Annotated in this window: 21 protein-coding genes; 9 read left to right on the top strand and 12 right to left on the bottom strand. The window is 61.8% G+C overall.

Annotation, left to right across the window (positions count from 1 at the left end; translation table 11 throughout):
• Positions 1–170 precede the first annotated feature (170 nt).
• Positions 171–1,034 carry a LysR family transcriptional regulator gene (locus JFT44_RS17245; RefSeq protein ID WP_057960108.1) on the top strand — a complete coding sequence of 288 codons (864 nt, stop codon included), beginning with the start codon at positions 171–173 and terminating at the stop codon, positions 1,032–1,034.
• Positions 1,035–1,084: 50 nt separating this feature from the next.
• A complete protein-coding gene (locus JFT44_RS17240) occupies positions 1,085–2,089 on the top strand; it encodes a LacI family DNA-binding transcriptional regulator (RefSeq protein ID WP_057441621.1) in 1,005 nt (334 codons plus the stop codon).
• Here the strand turns inward: JFT44_RS17240 and JFT44_RS17235 are convergent.
• The 6 genes from JFT44_RS17235 to JFT44_RS17210 form a co-directional block, all read right to left on the bottom strand.
• On the bottom strand, positions 2,086–2,811 hold the full coding sequence (locus JFT44_RS17235; protein WP_057960109.1) for an SDR family oxidoreductase: 726 nt from the start codon (positions 2,809–2,811) through the stop codon (positions 2,086–2,088). The genes JFT44_RS17240 and JFT44_RS17235 overlap by 4 nt on opposite strands.
• A gap of 77 nt (positions 2,812–2,888) precedes the next feature.
• Positions 2,889–4,421 carry an FGGY-family carbohydrate kinase gene (locus JFT44_RS17230; RefSeq protein ID WP_057441624.1) on the bottom strand — a complete coding sequence of 511 codons (1,533 nt, stop codon included), beginning with the start codon at positions 4,419–4,421 and terminating at the stop codon, positions 2,889–2,891.
• Between the two features lie 2 nt (positions 4,422–4,423).
• The gene (locus JFT44_RS17225; RefSeq protein ID WP_115128589.1) at positions 4,424–5,503 is read right to left on the bottom strand and encodes an alcohol dehydrogenase catalytic domain-containing protein; all 1,080 of its coding nucleotides are present in this window, start codon (positions 5,501–5,503) and stop codon (positions 4,424–4,426) included.
• Positions 5,504–5,575: 72 nt separating this feature from the next.
• Entirely contained in the window at positions 5,576–6,568 is a 993-nt protein-coding gene (locus JFT44_RS17220; RefSeq protein WP_115128590.1) for an ABC transporter permease, read from the bottom strand.
• A complete protein-coding gene (locus JFT44_RS17215) occupies positions 6,534–8,042 on the bottom strand; it encodes a sugar ABC transporter ATP-binding protein (protein ID WP_057960112.1) in 1,509 nt (502 codons plus the stop codon). The genes JFT44_RS17220 and JFT44_RS17215 overlap by 35 nt, the downstream gene beginning before the upstream one ends.
• A 63-nt stretch (positions 8,043–8,105) precedes the next feature.
• Positions 8,106–9,020: a substrate-binding domain-containing protein gene (locus tag JFT44_RS17210; protein ID WP_057444288.1), complete on the bottom strand. Its 915-nt coding sequence runs from the start codon at positions 9,018–9,020 to the stop codon at positions 8,106–8,108.
• A gap of 286 nt (positions 9,021–9,306) precedes the next feature.
• On the opposite strand from JFT44_RS17210, the gene JFT44_RS17205 reads away from it, so the two are divergent.
• Complete coding sequence (locus JFT44_RS17205; protein ID WP_057960113.1) at positions 9,307–9,993, top strand: sterol desaturase family protein; 687 nt, start codon at positions 9,307–9,309, stop codon at positions 9,991–9,993.
• Entirely contained in the window at positions 9,990–11,072 is a 1,083-nt protein-coding gene (locus tag JFT44_RS17200) for an SMP-30/gluconolactonase/LRE family protein (protein ID WP_120733578.1), read from the top strand. Before JFT44_RS17205 ends, JFT44_RS17200 begins: the two co-directional genes overlap by 4 nt.
• Before the next feature lie 39 nt (positions 11,073–11,111).
• Here JFT44_RS17200 and JFT44_RS17195 read toward each other — a convergent pair whose 3' ends face one another.
• Positions 11,112–12,575, bottom strand: coding sequence for a hypothetical protein (locus JFT44_RS17195; protein WP_198830952.1), 1,464 nt, complete (start codon positions 12,573–12,575; stop codon positions 11,112–11,114).
• Positions 12,576–12,858: 283 nt separating this feature from the next.
• Here JFT44_RS17195 and JFT44_RS17190 point away from each other — a divergent pair, with 283 nt between their 5' ends.
• Positions 12,859–13,518, top strand: coding sequence for a histidine phosphatase family protein (locus JFT44_RS17190; protein WP_239688434.1), 660 nt, complete (start codon positions 12,859–12,861; stop codon positions 13,516–13,518).
• A 3-nt stretch (positions 13,519–13,521) separates the two neighbouring features.
• Here JFT44_RS17190 and JFT44_RS17185 read toward each other — a convergent pair whose 3' ends face one another.
• On the bottom strand, positions 13,522–14,439 hold the full coding sequence (locus JFT44_RS17185; protein ID WP_307830245.1) for a M10 family metallopeptidase C-terminal domain-containing protein: 918 nt from the start codon (positions 14,437–14,439) through the stop codon (positions 13,522–13,524).
• Between the two features lie 166 nt (positions 14,440–14,605).
• Positions 14,606–15,076 carry an Lrp/AsnC family transcriptional regulator gene (locus JFT44_RS17180; protein ID WP_032863716.1) on the bottom strand — a complete coding sequence of 157 codons (471 nt, stop codon included), beginning with the start codon at positions 15,074–15,076 and terminating at the stop codon, positions 14,606–14,608.
• Between the two features lie 123 nt (positions 15,077–15,199).
• Here JFT44_RS17180 and JFT44_RS17175 point away from each other — a divergent pair, with 123 nt between their 5' ends.
• Positions 15,200–16,438, top strand: coding sequence for a methionine gamma-lyase (locus tag JFT44_RS17175; protein ID WP_115128595.1), 1,239 nt, complete (start codon positions 15,200–15,202; stop codon positions 16,436–16,438).
• A 10-nt stretch (positions 16,439–16,448) separates the two neighbouring features.
• Here JFT44_RS17175 and JFT44_RS17170 read toward each other — a convergent pair whose 3' ends face one another.
• Complete coding sequence (locus JFT44_RS17170) at positions 16,449–17,459, bottom strand: GlxA family transcriptional regulator (RefSeq protein ID WP_120733581.1); 1,011 nt, start codon at positions 17,457–17,459, stop codon at positions 16,449–16,451.
• 52 nt (positions 17,460–17,511) lie between these two features.
• Complete coding sequence (hpaR, locus tag JFT44_RS17165; protein ID WP_057441641.1) at positions 17,512–17,934, bottom strand: homoprotocatechuate degradation operon regulator HpaR; 423 nt, start codon at positions 17,932–17,934, stop codon at positions 17,512–17,514.
• 213 nt (positions 17,935–18,147) lie between these two features.
• On the opposite strand from hpaR, the gene JFT44_RS17160 reads away from it, so the two are divergent.
• Positions 18,148–19,404: an OprD family porin gene (locus tag JFT44_RS17160; RefSeq protein ID WP_198830951.1), complete on the top strand. Its 1,257-nt coding sequence runs from the start codon at positions 18,148–18,150 to the stop codon at positions 19,402–19,404.
• Here the strand turns inward: JFT44_RS17160 and hpaA are convergent, their stop codons facing one another.
• Positions 19,405–20,298 carry a 4-hydroxyphenylacetate catabolism regulatory protein HpaA gene (hpaA, locus tag JFT44_RS17155; protein WP_057441645.1) on the bottom strand — a complete coding sequence of 298 codons (894 nt, stop codon included), beginning with the start codon at positions 20,296–20,298 and terminating at the stop codon, positions 19,405–19,407. It abuts the gene before it with no gap.
• Positions 20,299–20,425: 127 nt separating this feature from the next.
• Between hpaA and JFT44_RS17150 the strand changes: the two genes are divergently transcribed.
• Together JFT44_RS17150 and JFT44_RS17145 are read left to right on the top strand one after the other, a co-directional pair.
• Positions 20,426–21,091 carry a fumarylacetoacetate hydrolase family protein gene (locus JFT44_RS17150; RefSeq protein WP_198830950.1) on the top strand — a complete coding sequence of 222 codons (666 nt, stop codon included), beginning with the start codon at positions 20,426–20,428 and terminating at the stop codon, positions 21,089–21,091.
• On the top strand, positions 21,088–21,858 hold the full coding sequence (locus JFT44_RS17145) for a fumarylacetoacetate hydrolase family protein (RefSeq protein WP_057441649.1): 771 nt from the start codon (positions 21,088–21,090) through the stop codon (positions 21,856–21,858). The genes JFT44_RS17150 and JFT44_RS17145 overlap by 4 nt, the downstream gene beginning before the upstream one ends.
• The last annotated feature ends 5 nt before the right edge of the window (positions 21,859–21,863 follow it).

Genomic DNA, 21,863 nt, shown 5'->3' with positions numbered 1-21,863 from the left:
GGGCACATCCCAAACTAGCCCTGCACACAGCGAGCAGACATAGGCCTTTCCTTAAGGAAAGCGTGAGCCCACGCGCACGCGCTGAGCCCTGGAGCAACGCACTCATCGAAGAGGCGCGTGGTATCGTTGACACTTTTCGCGAGCACGCTCGCTCCTGCCTCGGAGCCGACATGGACATCGAACTGGCACGCACTTTCCTGGAAATCACCCGCTGCGGCAGCCTGGCCGCAGCCGCCGAGAAACTGCACGTTACCCAGACCGCCATCACCGCCCGGGTGCAAAAGCTCGAAAGCCAGCTCGACAGCACCCTGTTTGTGCGCAACCGCGCCGGGGCGCGGTTGACGGCCGATGGCGAGGCATTCGTGGTGTATGCCAATCAACTGGTGCAAACCTGGGAAGCCGCACGCCGCGACCTGCCGTTACCCGAGGGCTATCGCAATGTGTTGCATATCGGCGGCGAAGTCAGCCTGTGCAACCCGCTGATCCTCGGTTGGGCCAAGGCCCTGCGCGAACACATCCCCAGCCATGCGCTGCGCACCGAAGTGCGTGACGGGGAGTACCTGTTGCGCCAGCTGGAACTGGGGGTGCTGGATGCGGCGCTGGTGTTCCAGCCGCAGTACTGGCCGGGGTTGCAGGTGGAGCAGGTACTGGAGGAAAAACTGATCCTGGTGCGTCTGGCCGCCCGCCCCGATCCCTATGTGTATATCGACTGGGGCGCGGGCTTTCGCCAGCAACACGACGCCGCCCTGCCGGACAAGGCCCGCGCGGCTGTGAGTTTCAACCTGGGGCCGTTGGCCTTGCAGTACATCCTGGAGAACGGTGGCAGCGGCTATTTCCGCACGCGGGTGGTGCAGAGCTATCTCGAAAGCGGCGTGATGGAGCGCGTGCCCAAGGCCCCGGAGTTCAGTTTCCCGACCTACCTGGTGTACTCGCGTGAGCGTGATTCGGCGATCCTGCAGCAGGCCCTGGTGCTGCTGCGCGGGGTGGTCAAGGCCGAGAGCGATTGGTCACAGCGTTGGGATCCGGTGCTTTGACCCGATGCCCATGGTAGCCTCCTGATGTTTTCTCCTGGTCCCACCTGCCGATGAACAAGAAAAAATCCGTCACCATCAGCGACATCGCCAAACGCGTCAATATGACCACCATCACGGTGTCGCGGGCGTTGAGCAAACCTGACCTGGTCAAGCCCGCCACCCTGGCGCGGATCCTTGAGGTGGCGCGCGAGCTGGACTATGTGCCCAACGCCTTTGCTCGCGGGCTCAAGCGCAGCGAAAGCCTGATCATCGGGGTGATCACTGCGTCGGTGGACAACCCGTTCTACAGCGAAATGATCAAGGCGATTTCCCGCGAGGCGAAAAAGCACGGCTACACCATCATGCTGGTGGACACCGACGAGCTGGAAGAATTGGAAAGCAAGGCCGTGGATACCCTGCTGGGTTATCGCGTGGCGGGGATTATCCTGTCGCCGGTCTCCGACGAGCCCGACTACCAGCCCGATTACCTGGAGCGCCTGGGCAACGGCAAGACCCCGGTGGTGCTGCTCGACCGCACGATCCACGACAGCCCGTTCAGCCGCGTGGTGCTGGACAACTACCACAGCGGGATCGAGGCCGCGCAGTACCTGTTGCGCCAGAACCCGGCGCTCAAGCGCCTGCTGGTACTGACCGGGCCGCAGCATTCACGCATCACCGTGGAGCGCCTCAAGGGCCTGCGCGAAGTGCTCGCCGAGCACCCCCAGGTGCAGGTCGAGGTGTGCGCCGGCGACTACACCTTGATGCCCTCCTACCTGCACACCCTCGACTACCTGGCCGCGCACCCCGCGCCGGAGGCGATCATGGGTTTCAACCAGTTGATCACCCTCGGCGCCCTGCGCGCCTTGCGCATGCACAATATCCCCCACGACAGCCTGACCATCTGCGGCATCGACCGCCTGCCGTTTGCCGATATCTTCGGCGTGCCGATTGCCTGCGTGGCCCACGATGCGTCGCTGGCCGGCAGCAGTGCGGTGCGCCTGTTGCTCGACCGCCTGCAAGACCCGCACAAACCCCGGGACAAGGTGGTGATCGCCGGCAAGCTGGAGAACGGCTAGCGGCTGGTGTAGCCGCCATCAATCGGCAGGCTGACCCCACTGATCATGCTCGCGGCCTCACTCAACAGGAACAGCACCGGCAACGCCACTTCCCGGGGCTGCGCAAAACGCCCCAGGGGAATCGCCGCCAGGGCCGGGTCGCGTTTGGCCGGGTCGGACCAGGCCTGTTGCGCCATCGGCGTGAGGGTCACGGTGGGGTTGACGCTGTTGACGCGGATCCCGAAACGTCCCCATTCGGCACATTGCACACGGGTGATCGCATCCAGGGCAGCCTTGGACGCGCAATAACCGAGGTGATCCTCCAGCGCCACCAACGAGGCCTGGCTGGAAACGTTGACGATACTGCCGGCGATACCTGCCGCGATCATCGCCGCCGCTACCCGGCTGGCGACTTGCGCGGCGGCGCGGGCGTTGACATTCATCACGTGGTCGAAGGCGGCGCTGCTGATCGCCACTGCCGGTTCCAGGCGCGAGATCCCGGCGCAATTGACCAGGCCGTGCATGGGCGGCAAGTCCTTGAGGGCCAGGTCCAGGGCGGCGCTGTTGGCGATGTCCAGGCACAGGGTTGCACAACCCAATTGGGACAGGGCGTGGGCATCGCGGCCGATGGCAAAGACCTGGGCGCCGCTGGCGATCAGTTGCAGGGCGATTTCCCGGCCAATACCGCTGGTGGCGCCGGTAACAAGGATGCGCTGGTGGCTGAAGTCGAAGGTGGTGGTCATGGATGACGGTCTCGAATGCAATGGAGAACCCCTGTGGGAGCTGGCTTGCCTGCTCCCAAATCTTGGTCTGTGTTCACTTAACTCATTTGCAGGCTATGCATGATCGGTTTGAGTGCCGGATACAGCTTCAGGTAGTCGGCAAAAGCGCGGTCGTATGCCTGCACATTTTCAGCCCCAGGCTCGGCCCGCAGCTGCAACTGCACCCAGCCTTTGTCCATTTGCGCCTTATCCACCAGCCCCACCGTGTGCGCCGCCAACAACGCTGCGCCCAGCGCCGCCTCCACTTCCTGGACGATGGTGTACACCGGGTAGCGGGTGACATCCGCGATAATCTGCATCCACAAATCCGAATGGCTCGCGCCGCCCACCACGATCAACCGTGGGTCCAGGGAATGGGCACCGCGCATGCCCGCCTCGATATTGTGCCGCAGGGCAAAACTCACGCCTTCGAGCACCGCGCGGTACAGGTGGATGCGGCTGTGATACAGGTTCAGGCCGACAAAGCTGCCGCTGGCCTGGTCATCCCACACCGGGCTGCGCTCGCCCATCAGGTAAGGCAAAAACAACAGCCCTTCACTGCCCGCCGGGATCTCGCGCGCGCGCTGTTCCAGCAGCCACAGGCTGTCTTGGCCGGTGGCCTGGGCCTGTTGCTCCTCGGCCTGGCAGAACTGCTCGCGAAACCAGCTTACCGAGGCACCGGCAGTAATCGCGCCGCCAAAGATGTACAGGTCCTGCTGGCCGTTATAGACATGGGGCATGCTCACCAGGCCATGGCGGGCATCCACCTGCTGGTTGAGGTAGCCCCAGCACATGCTGGTGCCGATCATCGCCACGTGGTTGCCCGGCCGGGTGACGCCGGCCGCCAGGGTCGCCATTGCCGCATCGACGCCACCGGCCAGCACCGGCATGCCCGGCGCCAGGCCCAGGCGCCTAGCCCATTCCGGCAGCAAACCGCCCACCACTTCGCCCGAATACAGCAAGCGCTCGGGCATCATTGCCAACGGGATATCCAGCGCCGCCAGCATCTCGACGGACCAGCCGCGCGCGGCCACATCATAGACCCCGCCGATATTGCCGGCGCTGCTGTGATCCACCGCCACCTCACCGGTCAGGCAGTAATTGATATAGCTGTTGGGCGGCAGCAGGTAGCGGGTGTTGGCCCAGACTTCAGGCTGGTGCTGCTTGAGCCAGAGCATCTTGGTGAAGCCGTAGTAGCTGTCCAGGGAGTTGCCGGTGACCGCGAACAGGCGCTCCAGGTCAACCTGCTCGCGGACCCAGGCCACCTGCTCGCCGGCGCGGCGGTCCATCCAGATCAGGCATGGGTGCAGCGGCTTGATCTGCGCATCCACGGCTATCCCCGAGCCGCCGTACAGGCTGCTGATGCACAGCGCCTTGACCTGCTCTTTGACGACCCCGGCCTTGCCCATGCACCCGGCCACACAGGCCTCCACCGCGTCCAGCCAGACCTGCGGCCACTGCTCGGCCCAGCGCACTTTTGGCGTGTCCACGCGATAGCCCTGGCTGTGCTGGGCAATGATCCGACCCTCACCATCCACCAACAGCGCCTTGGTGCTTTGGGTGCCAATGTCCACGCCAATCACGTATTTCATACTTATTGCCCCGGCTTGAGCAGCACCTTGATCGACTTCACCGAGTTGGCCAGGTCGAACGCTTCGGCCCAGTTATCCAGGGGGAAATCGTGGGTGACGATGCCCTTGGATGTCACCAGGCCGCGCTCGAACAGGTCGATGGCCACCGGGTAGCAATACGGCCCCAGGTGTGCGCCGCGTACGTCCAGTTCCTTGCGGTCACCGATGATTGACCAGTCGGCACTGGTCTCGGCGCCGAACACGCTGAACTCGACAAACCGCCCCAGCTTGCGGATTAAATCCAGGCCCTGGGTCACGCCGGCCGGCACGCCAGTGGTCTCGATATACACGTCGCAGCCGTAGCTGTCGGTCAGGCCGTTGATGATCGCACGGGCGTTGTCACGGGCCGGGTTGATCACCACATCGGCGCCGTATTTTTTCGCCAGCTCCAGGCGCTCGTCGACCATGTCGATCACCACCAGCTTTTTCGGGGTCTTCAGCGCAGCCACCTGGACCATGCACAGGCCCAGGGTGCCGGCACCGGCAATCACCACCACGTCATCGAGTTGCAGGTCGCCACGGTTGACCGTATGGATCGCGCAGGCCATGGGCTCGATCAACGCCGAATCCTCCAGGGACACCGACTCGGGAATCTTGTGCACGATGGCGGTCTTGGGGATGCGCATGTACTGGGCCATGCCGCCTTCGGCCACTTCGCGCTGGAAGCCGAAAATGTTGTGCACTTCGCACATCCAGTACTTGCCGGACTTGCAGAAGCGGCACTTGCCACAGGGCACGATCTGCTCGGCGATGACCTTGTCGCCGACCTTGACCTCAAAGTGCTCCTCGGCGCCCTCGCCCACTTGCTCCACGTAACCGAAAAACTCGTGCCCCGGCACCACCGGCGCCTTGACCCACGGATTGTCGCCACCCCAGAACATCGCCGCGCCCGAGTGGCATTTGCAGTCACTGGCGCAGATCCCGCAGGCGGCAATGCGGATCACCAGTTCATTGGGCCGCGCCAGGGGTTTGCTGATGCGCTCCAGGCGGTAGTCTTTCGGGCCGTGGCAGACGACGGCTTGCATTTGGCTGTGCTTATCCATGATGTACTGACCTTTATTGAAGATGAGAGAGCCCGTCGCGGCCACGGCGGCCGCGTCGAGGTGCTGGTTTTTTTACTTGTGGCGCTGACGGCTGATAAAGATCGCCAGCAGAATAATTGCGCCCTTGATCACGCTCTGCACATAGGGCGAGACCCCGAGCATGTTCAGGCCGTTGTTCAACACGCCCAACAGCATGGCGCCGAGCAAGGTGCCGACAATCACCCCGCGCCCACCGGCAATCGAGGCGCCGCCCAGGACCACCGCGGCAATCGCATCCAGCTCGAAACCGATGCCGGCGTTGGGTTGGCCACTCATCAGGCGCGAGGTCAACACCAGCCCGGCAATCGCTGCGGTCAGGCCGCTGATGCCATACACCAGCAACTTGAAGCGCGCCGCGCGCACCCCGGACAGGCGCACCGCCTCTTCGTTGCCACCGATGGCGTAGATGTAGCGACCGATGCGTGTGTGTTGCAGCAGCACGTAGGCCATCAGGTAGGTGACCAGCATGATCAGGATCGGCACCTGGATGCCCAGCAGGCTTTGGCGGCCAAAGAAACCAAACCACTCCGGCAGCCCGGAAATCGGATAACCATCGGTGTACATCAGGCCAAAACCCCGGGCGATGCCCATGGTCGCCAGGGTGACGATGATCGGCGGCATATGCAGGTACGCCACGAACAGCCCGTTACCGATACCAAAGGCTACGCCGATCAACAGGCCCGCGCCAATCGCCAGGCCCGGCGGCAGGCCCGCGACCATCAGCCCGGCGGTCAGGGTGCCGGACAAGGCCATCACCGGCCCCACCGACAAGTCGATACCACCGGTGAGGATCACGCAGGTCATGCCCACCGCGATGATCGCGTTGATCGACACCTGGCGGCCGATATTGGACAGGTTGCTGGCGGTGAGGAAGTTGTCGCTGGCCACGATCATCACCGCCGTGACCACCAGCAGCCCGATAAACGGATAGAACGCCGGCGAGCGCACCAGTCGTGCCAGGTTCAGCCGTAACCCCTGGGTACCTGCGCGGTTAATGGACGTATTCACTTGAGCCCCCTGTTGCATGGCGCATGACCTCTTGTGGGTTGACGGCGGACGCTTCCAGTACCTTGACGATGGCGCCCTTGTGGAACACGGCGACGCGGTCGCACATGCCGATGATTTCCGGCAGTTCGGAGGAAATCATGATGATTGCGTAGCCTTGCTCGGTGAGCTTGCGCATCAGCGCGTAGATCTGTGCCTTGGCGCCGACGTCGATGCCACGGGTTGGTTCATCGAACACCAGCACATCGCAGTGATGGTTGATCCAACGAGCAATCACCACTTTCTGCTGGTTGCCGCCGCTCAGGTTGAACACCCGGCTTTCGCCGCTCGGCGCCTTGATCGACAGTTGCTGCATCAACGCTTCGACGCTGGCGCACTCCTTGCCCTTGTCGATCAGGCCGCTGGCGCCCTGGTACTTGTGCAGGTTGTTGATGGAGATGTTTTCGCGAATGCTGAAATCGGTGATCAGGCCTTCGCTCTTGCGACTTTCCGGCAACAGGCCGATGCCGTGGGCCAACGCCTGGGCCGGGTCGTCGAGGCTGATTTTGGCGCCGCGCAACCACACATCCTTGGTCACCGACGGCAGTGCGCCCATCATCCCCAGTGCCAGCTCGGTACGGCCCGAACCGACCAGCCCGGCAAAGCCGAGGATTTCGCCCTGGTGCAGGTGGAACTGGTTGTGGGGGCCATTGCGCTGCAACTGGATATCCCTGACCTCCAGCAGCAGCGGCCCGCGCGCGGCGGTGGGTTTGGCGGGGAAGCTGCATTCCAGCTTGCGGCCCACCATCATCTCCACCAGGCGGTCAATATCGCTGTCGGCCACGTCGGTGACGCCGGCATTGCCGCCGTCGCGCAACACGCTGATGCGGTCGCACACCTGGAAAATCTCCTCCAGATGGTGCGAGATAAAAATCACCGCCACGCCCTGGCGCTTGAGTTCGCGCATGATCTCGAACAGCAGTTCGGCCTCGCTCGGCGTCAGGGTCGCGGTGGGCTCATCGAGCACCAGCAGCCGCGCCTCCAGGGCCAGGGCCTTGGCGATTTCGACGAACTGCTGCTCGGCCACGCTCAGGCGCCGCACCGGGCATTGCAGGTCGATGCTCACCCCCAGGCGCTGAAACAATGCCTGGGACGCCTCATGCATATCGCGCTTGCGCAGCAGGCCGAAGCGGTTGTTCAACTCATGGCCGAGGAAAATGTTCTCCACGGCCGTGAGGTCGGGAATCAGGCTGAACTCCTGGAAGACAATGCCGATACCGGCGGCAATCGCATCGCGATACGTCGCAAAGTGCCGGGCCTGCCCGTCAATCAGAATGCGCCCTTCATCCTGGTGCTCGACGCCGCCGAGGATTTTCATCAGGGTCGATTTGCCCGCGCCATTTTCCCCGAGCAAGGCATGAATTTCGCCGCGTTCCACCTGCAGGTTGATGGACTTGAGGGCTTGCACCCCGGGGTAGCGCTTACAGATATTTTCCAGTTGCAAAAGACTGCTCATACCGCCGACCTCTCGTTCAGAAGGATGCCCTGTGCCCCACGATTGACGTGGGGCATGGACGGTTTACCAGCTGAAATCCTTGGCCTTGGCCTGGTCGATCAGGGCGATGTCCACCGGGATACTGGCGGGGACATGGGAGCCCCACTTCTTCGCCAGGGCGATGCCCAGGGCCAGGCGGATCTGGTCGCGGGGGTACTGCGCCGAGGTGGCAATAAACTTGCTGCCTGGCTTGAGGATGGCCTTGATCGCTTCCGGTGCGCCATCGACGCTGACCAGCTTGACGTCCATGCCGCTGGCCTCGATGGCCGACAGTGCGCCGAGGGAGCCGTTGTCATTGACGCTGAAAATGCCCTTGAGGGTGGGTTGGGCCTGGAGCATGTTTTCGGTCACGCTCAGCGCCTGGTCACGTTCCTGCTTGCCGTTCTGGATGCTGACGATCTTGATCTGCGGGTGCTTGGCCACGGCTTCCTTGCAACCGCGCACGCGCTCGAGGATCGGTACCACGGCGATGCCGTCGAGGATCGCGATATTGCCTTGGTCGCCGATGCTCTTGGCCAGGTATTCACAGGCCTGGAAGCCGGCGTCGAAGTTTTTCGAGCCAACAAAGGAATCCAGCGGCCCCTCGGCCTGGGCATCCACTGCAACCACCACCACACCCGCGGCGTGGGCCGATTTGACGGCGGACTGTACGCCGACCGAATCCGTGGGGTTGATCAGCAGGATGTCGATGCCCTTTTGCAGCATGTCTTCCACGTCACTGACCTGCTTGGACACGTCGTGGCGGGCATCGGTGATGATCAATTGCGCACCGATGGTCGCCGCCGCTTCTTGCAGGGCGTCTTTCATGGTGACGAAGTACGGGTTGTTGATTTCCTGGAAGGAAGCGCCGATGCGCATGGGGGCAGGCTTGGTGTCGGCCAGGGCGACGGTGGAGATGCTTAAAGCCAACAAACACAGGGTTTTGCGAAGCATTTTCATGGCGTGGTTCTCTGTTTTGTTTTTATTTTTAGAGCAAATGTTATCGTTAACATTTTGCCAGAAGCTAGCAAGGAAATGAGGTGGGTGCAAGCCCCTTGCGATATCCCTTGTGGGTGTGGGCATGCTCGCGTGGGTCGTTAAGGCGCACACCCGGGGTGTTCTTACTGGCGTGATCGCAGCGATGTGGCGACCCGACAAGCCAGCGCCCACAGGGGCAAGCTCAGCTCGCAAAATCCTCAGGCCGGACTAAGCTCACTCACCAACAAAAAATACAACGAGCGACGCCATGACCCATCCCACCGAGGCCTTTCGCGAACGCTACCGTGCCGCTGTCCACCCACGCTATAACCCGTGGCTGCATGCCGGTTTTGTACTGCTCTACGGTTTGTCCTGCATCCTCCTGGCATGGGGCAGCACCCAGCACATTCAGGCCTGGGAATGGCTGACCATCCCCCTGACCCTGGTGTTCTTCAACCTGTGCATCTACCTCGTCCACCGCCACCTGGGCCATCACAAACACGCTGTCGCCAAGCTGTTCTATGCACGCCACACCGGCGATCACCACAGTTTTTTCACCCCTGGCCATATGACCTACGACAGCACCAGGGACTGGCGGGTGATCCTGTTTCCCGCCTGGCTGATCGTTGTCCATAGCCTTGCCATCACCCTCCCCGCCTGGTGGCTGCTCAAGCAGTTAAACCCCAACGTGGCGGGGTTGTTCGCCGGGTGTATGATCCTCGGTTACCTGCTCTACGAAACCTTCCATGCCTGTGAACATCTGCCCTCCGACCATCCCCTGGCACGCCTGCCGTGGATCCGGCACATGCACCAGCTCCATGCGTTGCACCACCGCCGTGAGTTGATGCAAGGGCGCAACTTCAACATTGTGCTGCCGCTGATGGACTATCTGTTCGGCACGTTGCACTGGGAGCCGGTCACGCCCCCCTCCAAAGCCCCTCGGGACACACCATGAATCAAAAAATCCGTCACTTGCTGCTCCTGGTATTGATCGTCGTCGTGGCCTTCCTGCTGCTGATGCCCACCCAGGTGCAACCGGTCAACTGGACACCACCCAAGGCACCCTCGCTGAAGGATGGGCCCTACAGCGAAAACCAGCGCCTGAAGGACGTCCAGCGTATCGGTGCCCTGGGCATCGACGGGCCTGAAGCGTTGCTGGTGGATGCTGAGGGTTTTCTGATCACCGGCCTGCATGACGGGCGGATCATCCGCACCGCACCCGACAGCCAGACCCTGGAGGTGCTGGCCCATACCGGGGGGCGGCCGCTGGGCCTGGCGCAACACCCGGACGGGCGGCTGATCATTGCCGACGGGGTCAAGGGCCTGCTGGCACTGGACGACCAGCGCAAACTGACCAGCCTGACGACCAGCGCCAATGGCCTGCCCTTCGGCTTTACCGATGATGTGACGGTGGATGCGGCCGGGCGCTACGCCTACTTCAGCGACGCGTCGAGCCGCTGGGGCTATGGCCAGGATGGTGAAGCGGTGATCGAGCATGGTGGCGATGGCCGCTTGTTGCGCTATGACTTCAGCAACGGCCAGACCGAGGTGTTGCTCGATCAACTGCAATTTGCCAACGGCGTGGCGCTGGGGCCGGATGAGGCCTATGTGCTGGTCAATGAGACCGGGGCCTATCGCATCAGTCGCTATTGGCTCAAGGGCGACAAGGCGGGCACCCATGACCTGTTTATCGACAACCTGCCAGGGTTGCCGGACAACCTCACCTTCAACGGCCGGGATCGGTTCTGGGTAGCCCTGTATTCACCGCGTAACCCGCTGCTTGATGGCTTGGCCGGTTACCCGGCGATCCGCAAGATGGTGGTACGTGCGCTGCTGGTGCTGCCCAAGCCCGTTGAGCGCAAAGCCTTTGTACTGGGGTTGGACGTGCATGGCCAGGTGATCGCTAATTTGCAGGATGGCAGTGCCGGCAACTATTCGCCGGTGACCACGGCGCGCGAGCATGGCGACTGGCTGTACCTGGGCTCGCTGAAGAACACCAGCATGGCCCGCTTGCCACTGAAACTGGCGCTGTAGAAGCCGACTTGCCGGCGATCGCCGGCAAGCCGTTTTCGGTTAGCGCACGATGGTCTGGCTGCAGATATGCCCCAGGCTTACGTACTGCGTGATGTTGCCGCCCACACCAACACCGGGGAACTCTTTGAGCTCGATGCGCCAGCCGCCCATGTTGAACCAGGTCCGCCAGTTGTAGGTCTGGCCGGACGAGCTGTCCGGGTAGACCGCATTGAGATCGCCGGAGCAGGTGCCCAGGTCGACATTGCCGGAGGCCGCGCCGGTGATACCGGTCTTGGCCTCGTAATTGACCCAGTGGTAGTTGATGGTGTTATCGAAGCGCTTGTCGACCCGCAGCACCGGGGTCACACCCCGCAACGGCTCACCGGTGCTGTCCGACCATTGGGTGCTCCAGCTCAGGCTACGGGCAGCCTGGGTGGCCAGTTGCATGATCGAACTGGGAATGCGCACCACGTTATCGCCATTCACATTGCTCTGGTTCAGTCGCGGCGCCGAGCCAAAAGACAAGAGGTATCGCGCCTGCGGGTTGAGCGCCACTGCCGGGTTGGCCCGCACCCGAACCTTGACGGTGTAGCCAGGCGTGAGGTTGGGGTAGGTGGAGGTGTTGTTTGGCTGGATCACCACCCAATTGTTGCCATCGAAGCGCTCGAAGATCCACTGGTCGCGGGTGCCCTCGCCGTCATCGCCAAGGAACATGCCCACACCCTGGCCGCGCAGCGCGGTGAAGTCGAAGTAATCGACATCGTTGACGCTGTCGAGGTTGCCGGTCACCTGGTTCAGGGCATCCGGCAGGGCGAACGCGGTTTGCGCGGTGTCGTTGGGCTCGAAGGCGTCGATATTGCTGTCCACCGCCACGCCAAAACTGAACTGCGAATTGCTCGCGGCTTTGGCCACCATGTACCAGTAGTAATCGCCGGCAGGCATCACGCCGTTGAGGTATTCATCAGCGCTGTCTGCGTTATCAGAGGTGCCCAGCAGCGTCAGGTTGCCCTGGCCATCGTCATGGAACAGGCTCAACGACATATCGGTACCGGCGCTCTGGTTCAGCAGTTGGACCTGGATGCGAGCGTTTTTCGGCAGGTTGAAGTGATAGGCGATTTCGGCCCCGGTCTCTACCCCGGTGAGGGTGTACAGGGTGTTGATATCCAGGGTCGGAAACTGTGGGGTAAAAGCCGCGATCGCTGCGCCTTGCAGTTGATCCTGCTGCGGCTTTTGCAACTCGCCGATCACCGCCTCAAAGGGCGCAGCGCTGGCTGCGGCTTTGCTCGCCAGGGCCTTGGGCTTGGCTGCCTTGGCCGCCTTGAGTTTTTGCTTGAGTTCGACCGACAATTTCGACGACTGGACCTTGCCCCCCACTTTAAGCACTTGATCGACCGCTTGCTTGACTGCCTGAGCGGAGAGTTTGGCTGGGGCTTGCGAAGGGTATTGTTCGGCCAGGGCAAAGGCCGAAACGAAGCAGGAGGCCGCCATGGCCGCGCCCAGCATAAAGGCTTGTTTCGATTTCATTTTTTATCCATCCATAGTTAAAAAATTGTGGCGTCGGTGCGCGGTGAAATCCGTTCACCTGGGATGGACTGTAGGATAATGCTGTATGTATGTACAGTATTTTTTCAAATAGATGCAAGGAGGATGTGATCAGTGCTGTAGGAGAAACTGACCTTGTTGCGAGGGACTTATCCCTAGCCACCCAGGCAATTTTTTCACATCGCTTTCACTGGCCGACCACGCCCCGCCCCCTAAATTGCCCAGCAACACAAACGGCTGTATCTCAGGTGTCAGGGTGAAGAGTGTGGTTGACATAAATTGCCCGGATGAGGGCCGGGCGAAAACCTTCAAGCAGTTATGGCTGCGTTTCGTTGCGCTCATCGCCCTGTGCCTGGTGGTGATGGGCGCAATGCTCTGGCCAACCACGCCACCGAACCTGGGAATCGACAATCGCCTGGTCACCTCGGGAGCCTTGGCGGCCTGGCGCAGTGGCGACCTGATCGTGCTGGTACGCCATGAAGAACGCTGCGACCGCTCTGGCAACCCCTGCCTGGGCCCTGCGGATGGCTTGAGCCGCCCCGGCGGTGTCTCGGCCGTCGCCGTGGGTAGCGCGTTCCACACCCTGGGCATGTCCCACAGCGATGTGGTGAGCAGCCCGACCACGCGTACCGTGCAAACCTCGCGACTCATGTTCGGCGATGCCCAGATATTGCCCGACCGCTTGACCTTATGTGGCACGGCCCTCGCCCACGATCTGCCGGTACGCAAACGCCCTGGGCGCAACCTGTTGCTGGTCACCCACAGCGAATGCATCGGTGACCTGGAGCGGGTGCTGGGTTACCCCCACGCTGATGGCGCCGAATATGGCAGCTCACTGTTCGTTCAAATCAATGCGCATGGCAAGCTCAAGGTGCTGGGTGTACTGAATAGCCAGGACTGGCCCACCGTCCTTGGACACCTTTAGCGATCAGCTCACGATATCGCTGCGCTGCAGTTCTCCCTGCACCTCCAGGACAAAGGCCGGCTGGTTGGGTTTTCCCGAAATCTGCAACGTGCTCATGTTCGACTGTCGGTCATAGGCGACGATGGCTTCACCGCTCACCCCGGTAAAACGGCTGACCAACTGCAACGGTTTATCACCCAGCTGCGCCCTGATACCTGACACGTCAACCTTGTCCTCGCCGCTGACAAAGTCCTGGATCCGGTCCGGTGCCGTGGCGCTGGAGTCGTTGATGTTGCCGTAGACACAGGTGTCTTTACCCTTGCCGCCCCATAACTTATCGCTGCCCTCGGCGCCGTAGAGCACGTCGTTGCCATCGCCACCGCGCAGTTCGTTATTCGCGGCGTTGCCCACCAGCCAATCGTTGCCTGTCCCACCCTTGGCATTCTCGATAGTGGCGCCATAAGCAATGGAAACGTTGCCTTTTAGGCCACCCACATCGGAAAACGTACCCTCTTCAAGACTGATTTTCTGGTCTTGGCTGTAGCCCGAGAAGTCAAGCGTGTCATTGCCGCCACCGTCCCAAATGGCGGCGACCATTTTGTCGTGCTTGGTATTGACGCTCAGGAAGTCACGACCGGTATTGGAATTGAAGCCATACGTGGTGTCGTCTTTGCGGGTCTGGTGATTGACGCCATATTTGGATTGGTAAGCGTAAATATCGTCGAGCTGGGGAGCCGACGCCCGAAAGCCCCCATGATTGGCATAGGTCGTGCGTTCGCCCCGATAGCTCATGACGCTATGGCTTTGAGAGTCTTCATGGGAGTTGATCTTCGAACGTTCGAGAATGCCGTTGTAGTTGCCGGGGTGCGTAAGCCCCATTGCGTGGCCCAGTTCATGGATGAGCGTATGGCGACCGGCATCACCAAGCTGGGCTTTGGGCACGGACATATCTTTATCATTGCTTACAAACCAGACATCGCCCCCCTGCCCTTTAGCATCCGGCAGTACCGTATGGGCTTGAAGGGTCACAGCGGAGCAAGAAATACGATTTATCTCTTAAGCCGGCAGGAAAGCACCACGGCCTTGCGCAATACCCATGAGCGCCTCATCACCCCGGCAACGGAATCACCCGCAACGGCCTGACCGACTTGTAGGAAAAGCTCGAGTAGATTTCCTTCACACACGGCAATGTCTGCAACACCTCACGGGCAAATTCGCCGAAGGACTCCAGGTCCCTGGCCACCACTTCCAGTAAAAAATCATAGCGGCCGGACACGTTATGGCAGGCGACGATTTCCGGGATGTCCAGCAACCGCTGTTCAAACGCCCGGGCGATTTCCTTGGAATGGGTATCCATCATGATGCTGACGAAGGCCGTAACCCCGTAGCCCAGGGCTTTGGGCGAGAGGATCGCCTGGTAGCCGCTGATCACGCCGCTGTCTTCCAGGTTCTTGACCCTTCGCCAGCAGGGCGAGGTGGTCAGGGACACGCGCTCGGCCAGTTCGGCGACGGTCAGGCGAGCGTTGCCTTGCAGGGCGTTGAGCAGGGCTTTGTCGGTACGGTCCAGGCTGCTGGGCATGTCTTGCCTCAAGTTGTTATTTTTATGGGATTTTATCCTTCGCCACAGGCTTTTCTCGGCAAAGTAGGCAACGTTCTGCCTCGGTTATGAGCATAGCATTGTAGGAAATAAGGAGTGTCCGACATGCACAATAAACACAACACATTCGGCTTTTCTACCCGTGCCATTCACTACGGCTACGATGCGCAAGACCATCACGGTGCCCTGGTGCCGCCGATCTATCTGTCGGCGACCTTTGCCTTCCCGACCGCCGAATACGGCGCGGGGTGTTTTGCCGGTGAAGAAAGCGGGCACTTCTACACGCGCATTTCCAACCCGACCCTGGCGCTGCTGGAATCACGCATGGCCACCCTGGAGGGCGGCGAGGCCGCAGTGGCGTTCAGTTCCGGCATGGGCGCGATTGCGGCGACCTTCTGGACCCTATTACGCCCCGGCGATGAGGTGATCGTCAGCCAGACCCTGTACGGCTGTACTTTCGCCCTGCTGCACCATGGCATTGGTGAGTTCGGCATCAAGGTGCGCCATGTCGACCTGGCAGACCTCGACGCCCTGCGTGCCGCACTCTCCCCCGCGACCCGCATGATCTACTGCGAAACCCCGGCCAACCCCAACCTGCAATTGATCGACATTGCCGCCGTGGCGAAGATCGCTCACCAGCAAGCCAACGTGACCATGGTGGTTGATAACACCTACTGCACTCCGTACCTGCAACGCCCGCTGGAACTGGGCGCGGATGTGGTGGTGCATTCGGCCACCAAGTACCTCAGCGGGCATGGCGATATCACTGCCGGGATCGCCGTCAGCCGCCATGACCTGGCGCAGCGCATTCGCCTGCAGGGCTTGAAGGACCTGACCGGGGCCGTACTGTCGCCCCAGGACGCCTTTCTATTGATGCGCGGCCTCAAGACCCTGGCCCTGCGCATGGATCGCCATTGCAGCAATGCCCAGGCCGTGGCCGAGGCCTTGCAGGCCCACCCGGCAGTCGAGTCGGTGACCTACCCCGGCCTGCGCTCCTTCCCGCAATACGAGTTGGCAGCACGTCAGATGAAACTGTCGGGCGGCATGATTGCCTTTGAACTCAAGGGCGGCATCGCCACCGGCAAACGCTTCATGAACGCGCTCAAGCTGTTCAGCCGCGCAGTGAGCCTGGGCGACGCCGAATCCCTGGCCCAGCACCCGGCCAGCATGACCCACTCCACCTACACCCCGGAGGAACGTGCCCAGCACGGGATTGCCGAAGGACTGGTGCGCTTATCGGTGGGGCTGGAGGATATCGCAGACCTGCTGGCGGATATCGAGCAGGCGCTGGCGCATTGCGTCAAGCGCGCACCGGCGAGCAAACCGGCGACGCATTCCGCGTAGAAATGGGGGGTTACTTCACCAGCCGGGTTTCCTTTGAAGGCCGGTAGCCGAAGTAGGCGCTGTAGCATTTGCTGAAGTGGCTGGGCGACACGAACCCGCAGGCCACCAGCACTTCGACCTGGGACAGTTCGGTGTGCTGCAGCAGGCGCCGGGCCTCGGTGATGCGCAGCTCCATGTAGTAGCGCTGCGGTGTGGTGCCCAACTGCTCGCGGAACAAGCGCTCCAGCTGGCGCCGCGAGCGCCCGGCATACACCGCCAGTTGCTCCAGGGCCAGGGGTTCTTCGAGGTTGGCATCCATCAGGCGCACCACCTCGCGCAGCGGCGCACTCACGCAGATATTTTCGGCGGGCTTGATCCGCCGGTAACGCGACTCCTCAAACGCCAGGATATCTTCAATGCCCTCCACCAGCGCCTTGTCGTGCAGGCTCTTGATCCAGTCCAGGGCCATATGGAACGCGCCCGAAGGGCTGGACGCGCTCAGTCGGTCGCGATCAATCACATAGGGCTCGCTGCTGACCTGGGTGGCCTTGGCGATTTCCGTCAGGGCCGGACGATGTTCCGGGTGAATGGCGCAGCGATAGCCGTCCAACACCCCGGCCTTGCCCAGAAACCACGCGCCATTCCATAGGCCAGCGAGGACCACACCCTGTTGCGCCGCAGCCTTGAGCAGTTCGATAAAGCTTTCACCGGCCTTGAGCTGGGTGCGATAGCCGCCGCAAATCACCAACAGATCGAGGTCGCCCAGGGCGTTATGGTCGAGGCGCGCGTCCGGGCGAATCACCAGGCCCAGGTCGCTGATCACCTCCTGCTCGTCCAGGCCGAAAGTGCGTGAAGTGAACAACCCCGGGCGCAGCAGGTTGGCGGTGATCAGGGTGTCCAGCGCCTGGGTGAAGGCCGGCAGGGAAAAGTGTTCCAGCAACACAAACCCTGCACGCACCTGGCGTTGGGCCTGGCCCGGGGTTTCGTTCAGGTAGCGCAGGTTCTTGCCTTTCATCCCGCCGCTGAATTGCCGTCTTTCCATGAGTGTTCAACCTGTGTGCGGCGCGGTATGAGGCGCCATCGCCGGCAACAGCTTAGGGCTTGATGTTTTTCAACTGGTTGAGCAAGTCGAGCAGTTGCTGCAATTGCTCTTCGCCGAACTGTTCCTGGATCTTCTGGTAGTTGCTTTCCATCCCCGCGCTCATCTCGACGAAGCACTGTTGCCCCTGCTCGGTGAGGGTCACGAACACCCGGCGCTGGTCTTCGCTGGACTTGCGCCGACGCACGATGCCGTCGCGTTCCAGGCGCGCCAACACGCCGGTCATGCTCGGTTTGAGGATGCAGGCCAGGTGCGCCAACTGATGACTCTCCAGTTCGCCCTGCTGGCGCAGGATCCGAATCACCCGCCACTGCTGCTCGGTCAATTGATGTTCATTGAGCAACGGCCGGAAAAACGCCATGGCGGCTTCGCGGGCCTGCAGCAGGGTCAGCGTCAGGGAAGGTCTGGGAGTGGACATGGCTCACGCACAAAAGAGATCGAAGCGTCGAAGCTTAGGGTCGGCTCCACGGGCATGCAAGCCGGCCGCCACACAAACTCGTTAACCTCGACACGAATTATTTTAAAGCAGCGCAAATTGTCTACCCATAATAAATATAACATGTTAACAATATGCCACTCCCTTCAGCGATCCGAAGGGCGATACCTACAAAAACAACAAAAGGAATCTGTCATGCATTTGCGCCTCCTTCCCCTGGCGGCCAGCGCTGGCCTGTGCGCTACGTTCAGCCCTTTGAGCGCCTACGCCGAGTTTATCCAGGACAGCAAGGCCAGCCTCGACCTGCGCAACTTCTATATGAACCGCGACTTTCGCCAAACCAACGCGCCGCAGAACAAGGCCGATGAGTGGGCCCAGGGCTTTGTGCTGCGCCTGGAGTCGGGCTACACCGAAGGCCGGATGGGCTTTGGCGTGGATGCCCTGGGTGAGCTGGGGGTCAAGCTCGACTCCAGCCGCGACCGCCGTGGCACCGGGCTGCTGCCGTATGGCGCCAGCCAGCAGCCCGTCGACAATTACAGTGAACTGGGCCTGACGGCCAAGGTGCGGGTCTCGAAAACCGTGCTCAAGGCCGGCACCCTGCAGCCGCAACTGCCGGTGGCCGCCTACAACGACACCCGGCTCCTGCCTTCGACCTATACCGGCGAGTTGCTCACCTCCCAGGACATCGCCGGCCTGACCCTGAACCTCGGCCGCCTGGAAAAACAGAACCTGCGCGACTCTTCCAGCAACGACGCGATGAGCTACGCCGGCGTCGACAGCAGCCACCTGGACCTGGCCGGCGGCACCTATGCAATCACCCCACAGCTGGCGACGACTTACTACTACGCACAGATGCAGGATATCTACCGCCAGCACTTCATCGGCCTGGTGCATGACCTGCCGCTGAGCAACGGCATGAGCCTGCGCAGCGACCTGCGCTACTTCGATACCCGCGAACAGGGCAGCCATGAATTGCGCGGCGCTTCGCGGGTGGATGGCGGGCGCATCGACAACCGGTTCTTCAACGGCATGCTGAGCCTGTCGACAGGGGCGCACAAGTTCGGCCTGGGCTACCAGAACCTGTCAGGCCATGGCGATTTCGCCTACCCCGGCATGGACCCCTACTCGGTCAACCTGGTAACCATCAATGTGTTCACCAAGGCCGAGACCGATGCCTGGCAAGCGCGCTATGACTACAACTTCGCCGCCCTCGGCCTGCCGGGGCTGACCTTTATGACGCGCTATGTGGACGGCAGCCATGTGCAGACCGCCAGCGTGCGCAATGGCCGCGAATGGGAGCGCGATACCGACCTGACCTACACCGTGCAGAGCGGACCGCTGAAAAACGTCAACGTCAGGCTGCGCAACGCGACCCTGCGGTCGAGCAACGGCCTGACCAGTGATATCGACGAAAACCGCATCATCGTCGGCTACAGCCTGGCGCTGTGGTGATCAACGCAGGCCCGATTGACGCAGGCGGTACTCCCCCGGCGTCATCTGTGCATAACGCTGGAAGAACCGGCTGAAATAGGCCGGGTCCTTGAACCCCAACTGGTAGCAGATTTCATTCGCGGAACTGCCGGTAAACAACAGCAGGCGCCGGGCTTCCTGCATCAGCCGTTCCAGCACCAGGCGCTTGGACGGCAGGTCGGCAATACGCCGGCATACGTCGTTGAGCCGCGCCTCGGTCACGCCAATGTGCTCGGCGTACGCCGACAGCGGCCAATGCAGCAAATAGTGGTCTTCGATCAGTTCATTGAAGCGATGGAAGATGCGCAAGTCTTCGTGGCGCGCCGGGCGCGCTTCCAGGGAATTGGCGCACAGGCGCAGCAGGCTGATCATGATCAGGCGGGTCAGGCTTTCCAGGGCTGTCGCCCGCCCGGCGCCCGTGCTGTTGACCTCGTTGCACAGCTCGTCGAACAGCCACTCCAGCCGCTTGATCTCGGGCTCAAACGTGGGTGCCAGGCGTGCCAGCGCGACGCAGGCGGGCGGTATCTGCGGGCCGGGCGCAAGGCTCGGGTCGGCATCAATCAGCGCCCGTACCAGTTGCTGGCGCACGGTCAGGACATGGCCGTCGGCATCGGCTTCGGTGACAAAGGCATGGGCTACCGTGGGCGGCGTGAGAAAAAACATCGGTCCGGATTCCAGGTACTGCTGATCGTCGAGGTAGACCCGCACGGCGCCGCTCTTGACGTAATGCACCTGGAAAAACCGGTCATGCCGATGCACGGGCATATTGCGCCCGAAAAACCCCGCCAGGTTGCCGAGCCGGTCGTAATGCACGTCGGCATCGCTGTAGCGCTGGTCGTAGACCTGGCCGATGTTGATGTTGGGGATCGGTTTCACAGGCGCCTCTTTATTGTTTTTTGCACCCGATGATTTTGCCACGCTTGACGGTAGTTAACATATTAATTATAAAGTTAACACATTAACGAACTGCCTCCAGAGCAGTCGCCATCGCCAGGAGAAATCCATGAGCCGTACCCTGCATGATGTTGCCAGCGGCACCCTGTTCGGCGTCGCGCTGAACTACCAGGGCTTGCTGAACCAGCGTCTCGCCGAATTCGAGCAGCCGCCGTACCAGAAGCCGCCGGTCAAGCCGGTGCTGTTTATCAAGACCCCCAACACCCGCAACAGCCATGACGGCATCGTGCTCCAGCCCCACGGCGAACGCCTGCAACCGGGCCCGGCCCTGGGCGTGGTGATCGGCAAAAGCGCCAGCCGCGTCAGCGTGGAAAATGCCCTGGAGCACGTGGCGGGCTACGTCATCGTCAATGAGTTCAGCCTGCCGGAAAACAGCTACTACCGCCCCGCCGTCAAAGCCAAGTGCCGCGACGGGTTCTGCGCCCTGGGCCCTGAGCTGGTGGCCCGCGAGCAGATCGCCAACCCCCATCAGTTGAGCCTCAAGCTGTTCGTCAACGGCGAGTTGCGCCAGCAGAACACCACGGCCAATTTTGTGCGCGACATTCCCCGCTTGATCGCCGAAATCAGCGAGTTCATGACCCTGCATGCGGGCGATGTGCTGATCACCGGCACGCCTGAAGGCCGGGTGGATGTGCAGCCCGGCGACACCGTCGAAGTCGAGATCAGCGGCCTGGGCCGCCTGGTCAACCACATCCAGGCCGAGGAACACCCATGAAACACGCCCGTATCCGCTATGCAGGCCAGGTCCATCAGGTCCACGTCGAAGCCGATAACGCTGTGCGCCTGGCCGATGGCCGGCTGCTGGCCGAAGACCAGGTCGAGTGGCTGCCACCGGCCACCGGCAATATGTTCGCCCTGGGCCTGAACTACGCCGACCATGCCGCCGAGCTGGCCTTCGCCCCGCCGACCGAGCCGCTGGCCTTTATCAAGTCGCCAGGCACCTACACCGGGCACAACCAGATCACCTGGCGCCCGGACAACATCGCCTATATGCACTACGAGTGCGAGCTGGTGGCGGTGATCGGCAAGCCGGCGCGCAACGTCAAGCGCGAGGACGCCCTGGAGTACCTGGCCGGCTACACCGTGTGCAACGACTACGCGATCCGCGACTACCTGGAAAACTACTACCGCCCCAACCTGCGCGTGAAAAACCGCGACGCCACCACCCCGGTCGGCCCATGGATGGTCGACGTGGCCGATGTGCCGGACCCAGGCAACCTGACCCTGCGCACCTGGATCAACGGTGAGTTGCGCCAGGAAGGCAGCACCCGCGACATGATTTTCGATATCCCCTACCTGATCGAATACCTGTCCAGCTTCATGACCCTGCAACCCGGCGACATGATCGCCACCGGCACCCCCGAAGGCCTGGCCGATGTAGTGCCAGGGGATGAAGTGGTGGTGGAAGTGCAAGGCGTCGGCCGCCTGGTCAACCGAATTGTCAGCGAGGCGGACTTTTTCGCCGCCCGGAAAGAGGCTTGAACCCC

This window comes from Pseudomonas sp. MF5691, assembly GCF_016405645.1.
Lineage (GTDB): Bacteria > Pseudomonadota > Gammaproteobacteria > Pseudomonadales > Pseudomonadaceae > Aquipseudomonas > Aquipseudomonas shahriarae.
Note: the sequence above shows the minus strand (reverse complement) of the source record. Positions and strands in the feature narration are given on the sequence as shown.

Bases quoted from the DNA above. Each gene is read 5' to 3' on its own strand.
- JFT44_RS17245 (WP_057960108.1), top strand. From the start codon at position 171: ATGGACATCGAACTGGCACGCACTTTCCTGGAAATCACCCGCTGCGGC.
- JFT44_RS17240 (WP_057441621.1), top strand. From the start codon at position 1,085: ATGAACAAGAAAAAATCCGTCACCATCAGCGACATCGCCAAACGCGTC.
- JFT44_RS17235 (WP_057960109.1), bottom strand. From the start codon at position 2,811: ATGACCACCACCTTCGACTTCAGCCACCAGCGCATCCTTGTTACCGGC.
- JFT44_RS17230 (WP_057441624.1), bottom strand. From the start codon at position 4,421: ATGAAATACGTGATTGGCGTGGACATTGGCACCCAAAGCACCAAGGCG.
- JFT44_RS17225 (WP_115128589.1), bottom strand. From the start codon at position 5,503: ATGGATAAGCACAGCCAAATGCAAGCCGTCGTCTGCCACGGCCCGAAA.
- JFT44_RS17220 (WP_115128590.1), bottom strand. From the start codon at position 6,568: ATGCAACAGGGGGCTCAAGTGAATACGTCCATTAACCGCGCAGGTACC.
- JFT44_RS17215 (WP_057960112.1), bottom strand. From the start codon at position 8,042: ATGAGCAGTCTTTTGCAACTGGAAAATATCTGTAAGCGCTACCCCGGG.
- JFT44_RS17210 (WP_057444288.1), bottom strand. From the start codon at position 9,020: ATGAAAATGCTTCGCAAAACCCTGTGTTTGTTGGCTTTAAGCATCTCC.
- JFT44_RS17205 (WP_057960113.1), top strand. From the start codon at position 9,307: ATGACCCATCCCACCGAGGCCTTTCGCGAACGCTACCGTGCCGCTGTC.
- JFT44_RS17200 (WP_120733578.1), top strand. From the start codon at position 9,990: ATGAATCAAAAAATCCGTCACTTGCTGCTCCTGGTATTGATCGTCGTC.
- JFT44_RS17195 (WP_198830952.1), bottom strand. From the start codon at position 12,575: ATGAAATCGAAACAAGCCTTTATGCTGGGCGCGGCCATGGCGGCCTCC.
- JFT44_RS17180 (WP_032863716.1), bottom strand. From the start codon at position 15,076: ATGCCCAGCAGCCTGGACCGTACCGACAAAGCCCTGCTCAACGCCCTG.
- JFT44_RS17175 (WP_115128595.1), top strand. From the start codon at position 15,200: ATGCACAATAAACACAACACATTCGGCTTTTCTACCCGTGCCATTCAC.
- JFT44_RS17170 (WP_120733581.1), bottom strand. From the start codon at position 17,459: ATGGAAAGACGGCAATTCAGCGGCGGGATGAAAGGCAAGAACCTGCGC.
- hpaR (WP_057441641.1), bottom strand. From the start codon at position 17,934: ATGTCCACTCCCAGACCTTCCCTGACGCTGACCCTGCTGCAGGCCCGC.
- JFT44_RS17160 (WP_198830951.1), top strand. From the start codon at position 18,148: ATGCATTTGCGCCTCCTTCCCCTGGCGGCCAGCGCTGGCCTGTGCGCT.
- JFT44_RS17150 (WP_198830950.1), top strand. From the start codon at position 20,426: ATGAGCCGTACCCTGCATGATGTTGCCAGCGGCACCCTGTTCGGCGTC.
- JFT44_RS17145 (WP_057441649.1), top strand. From the start codon at position 21,088: ATGAAACACGCCCGTATCCGCTATGCAGGCCAGGTCCATCAGGTCCAC.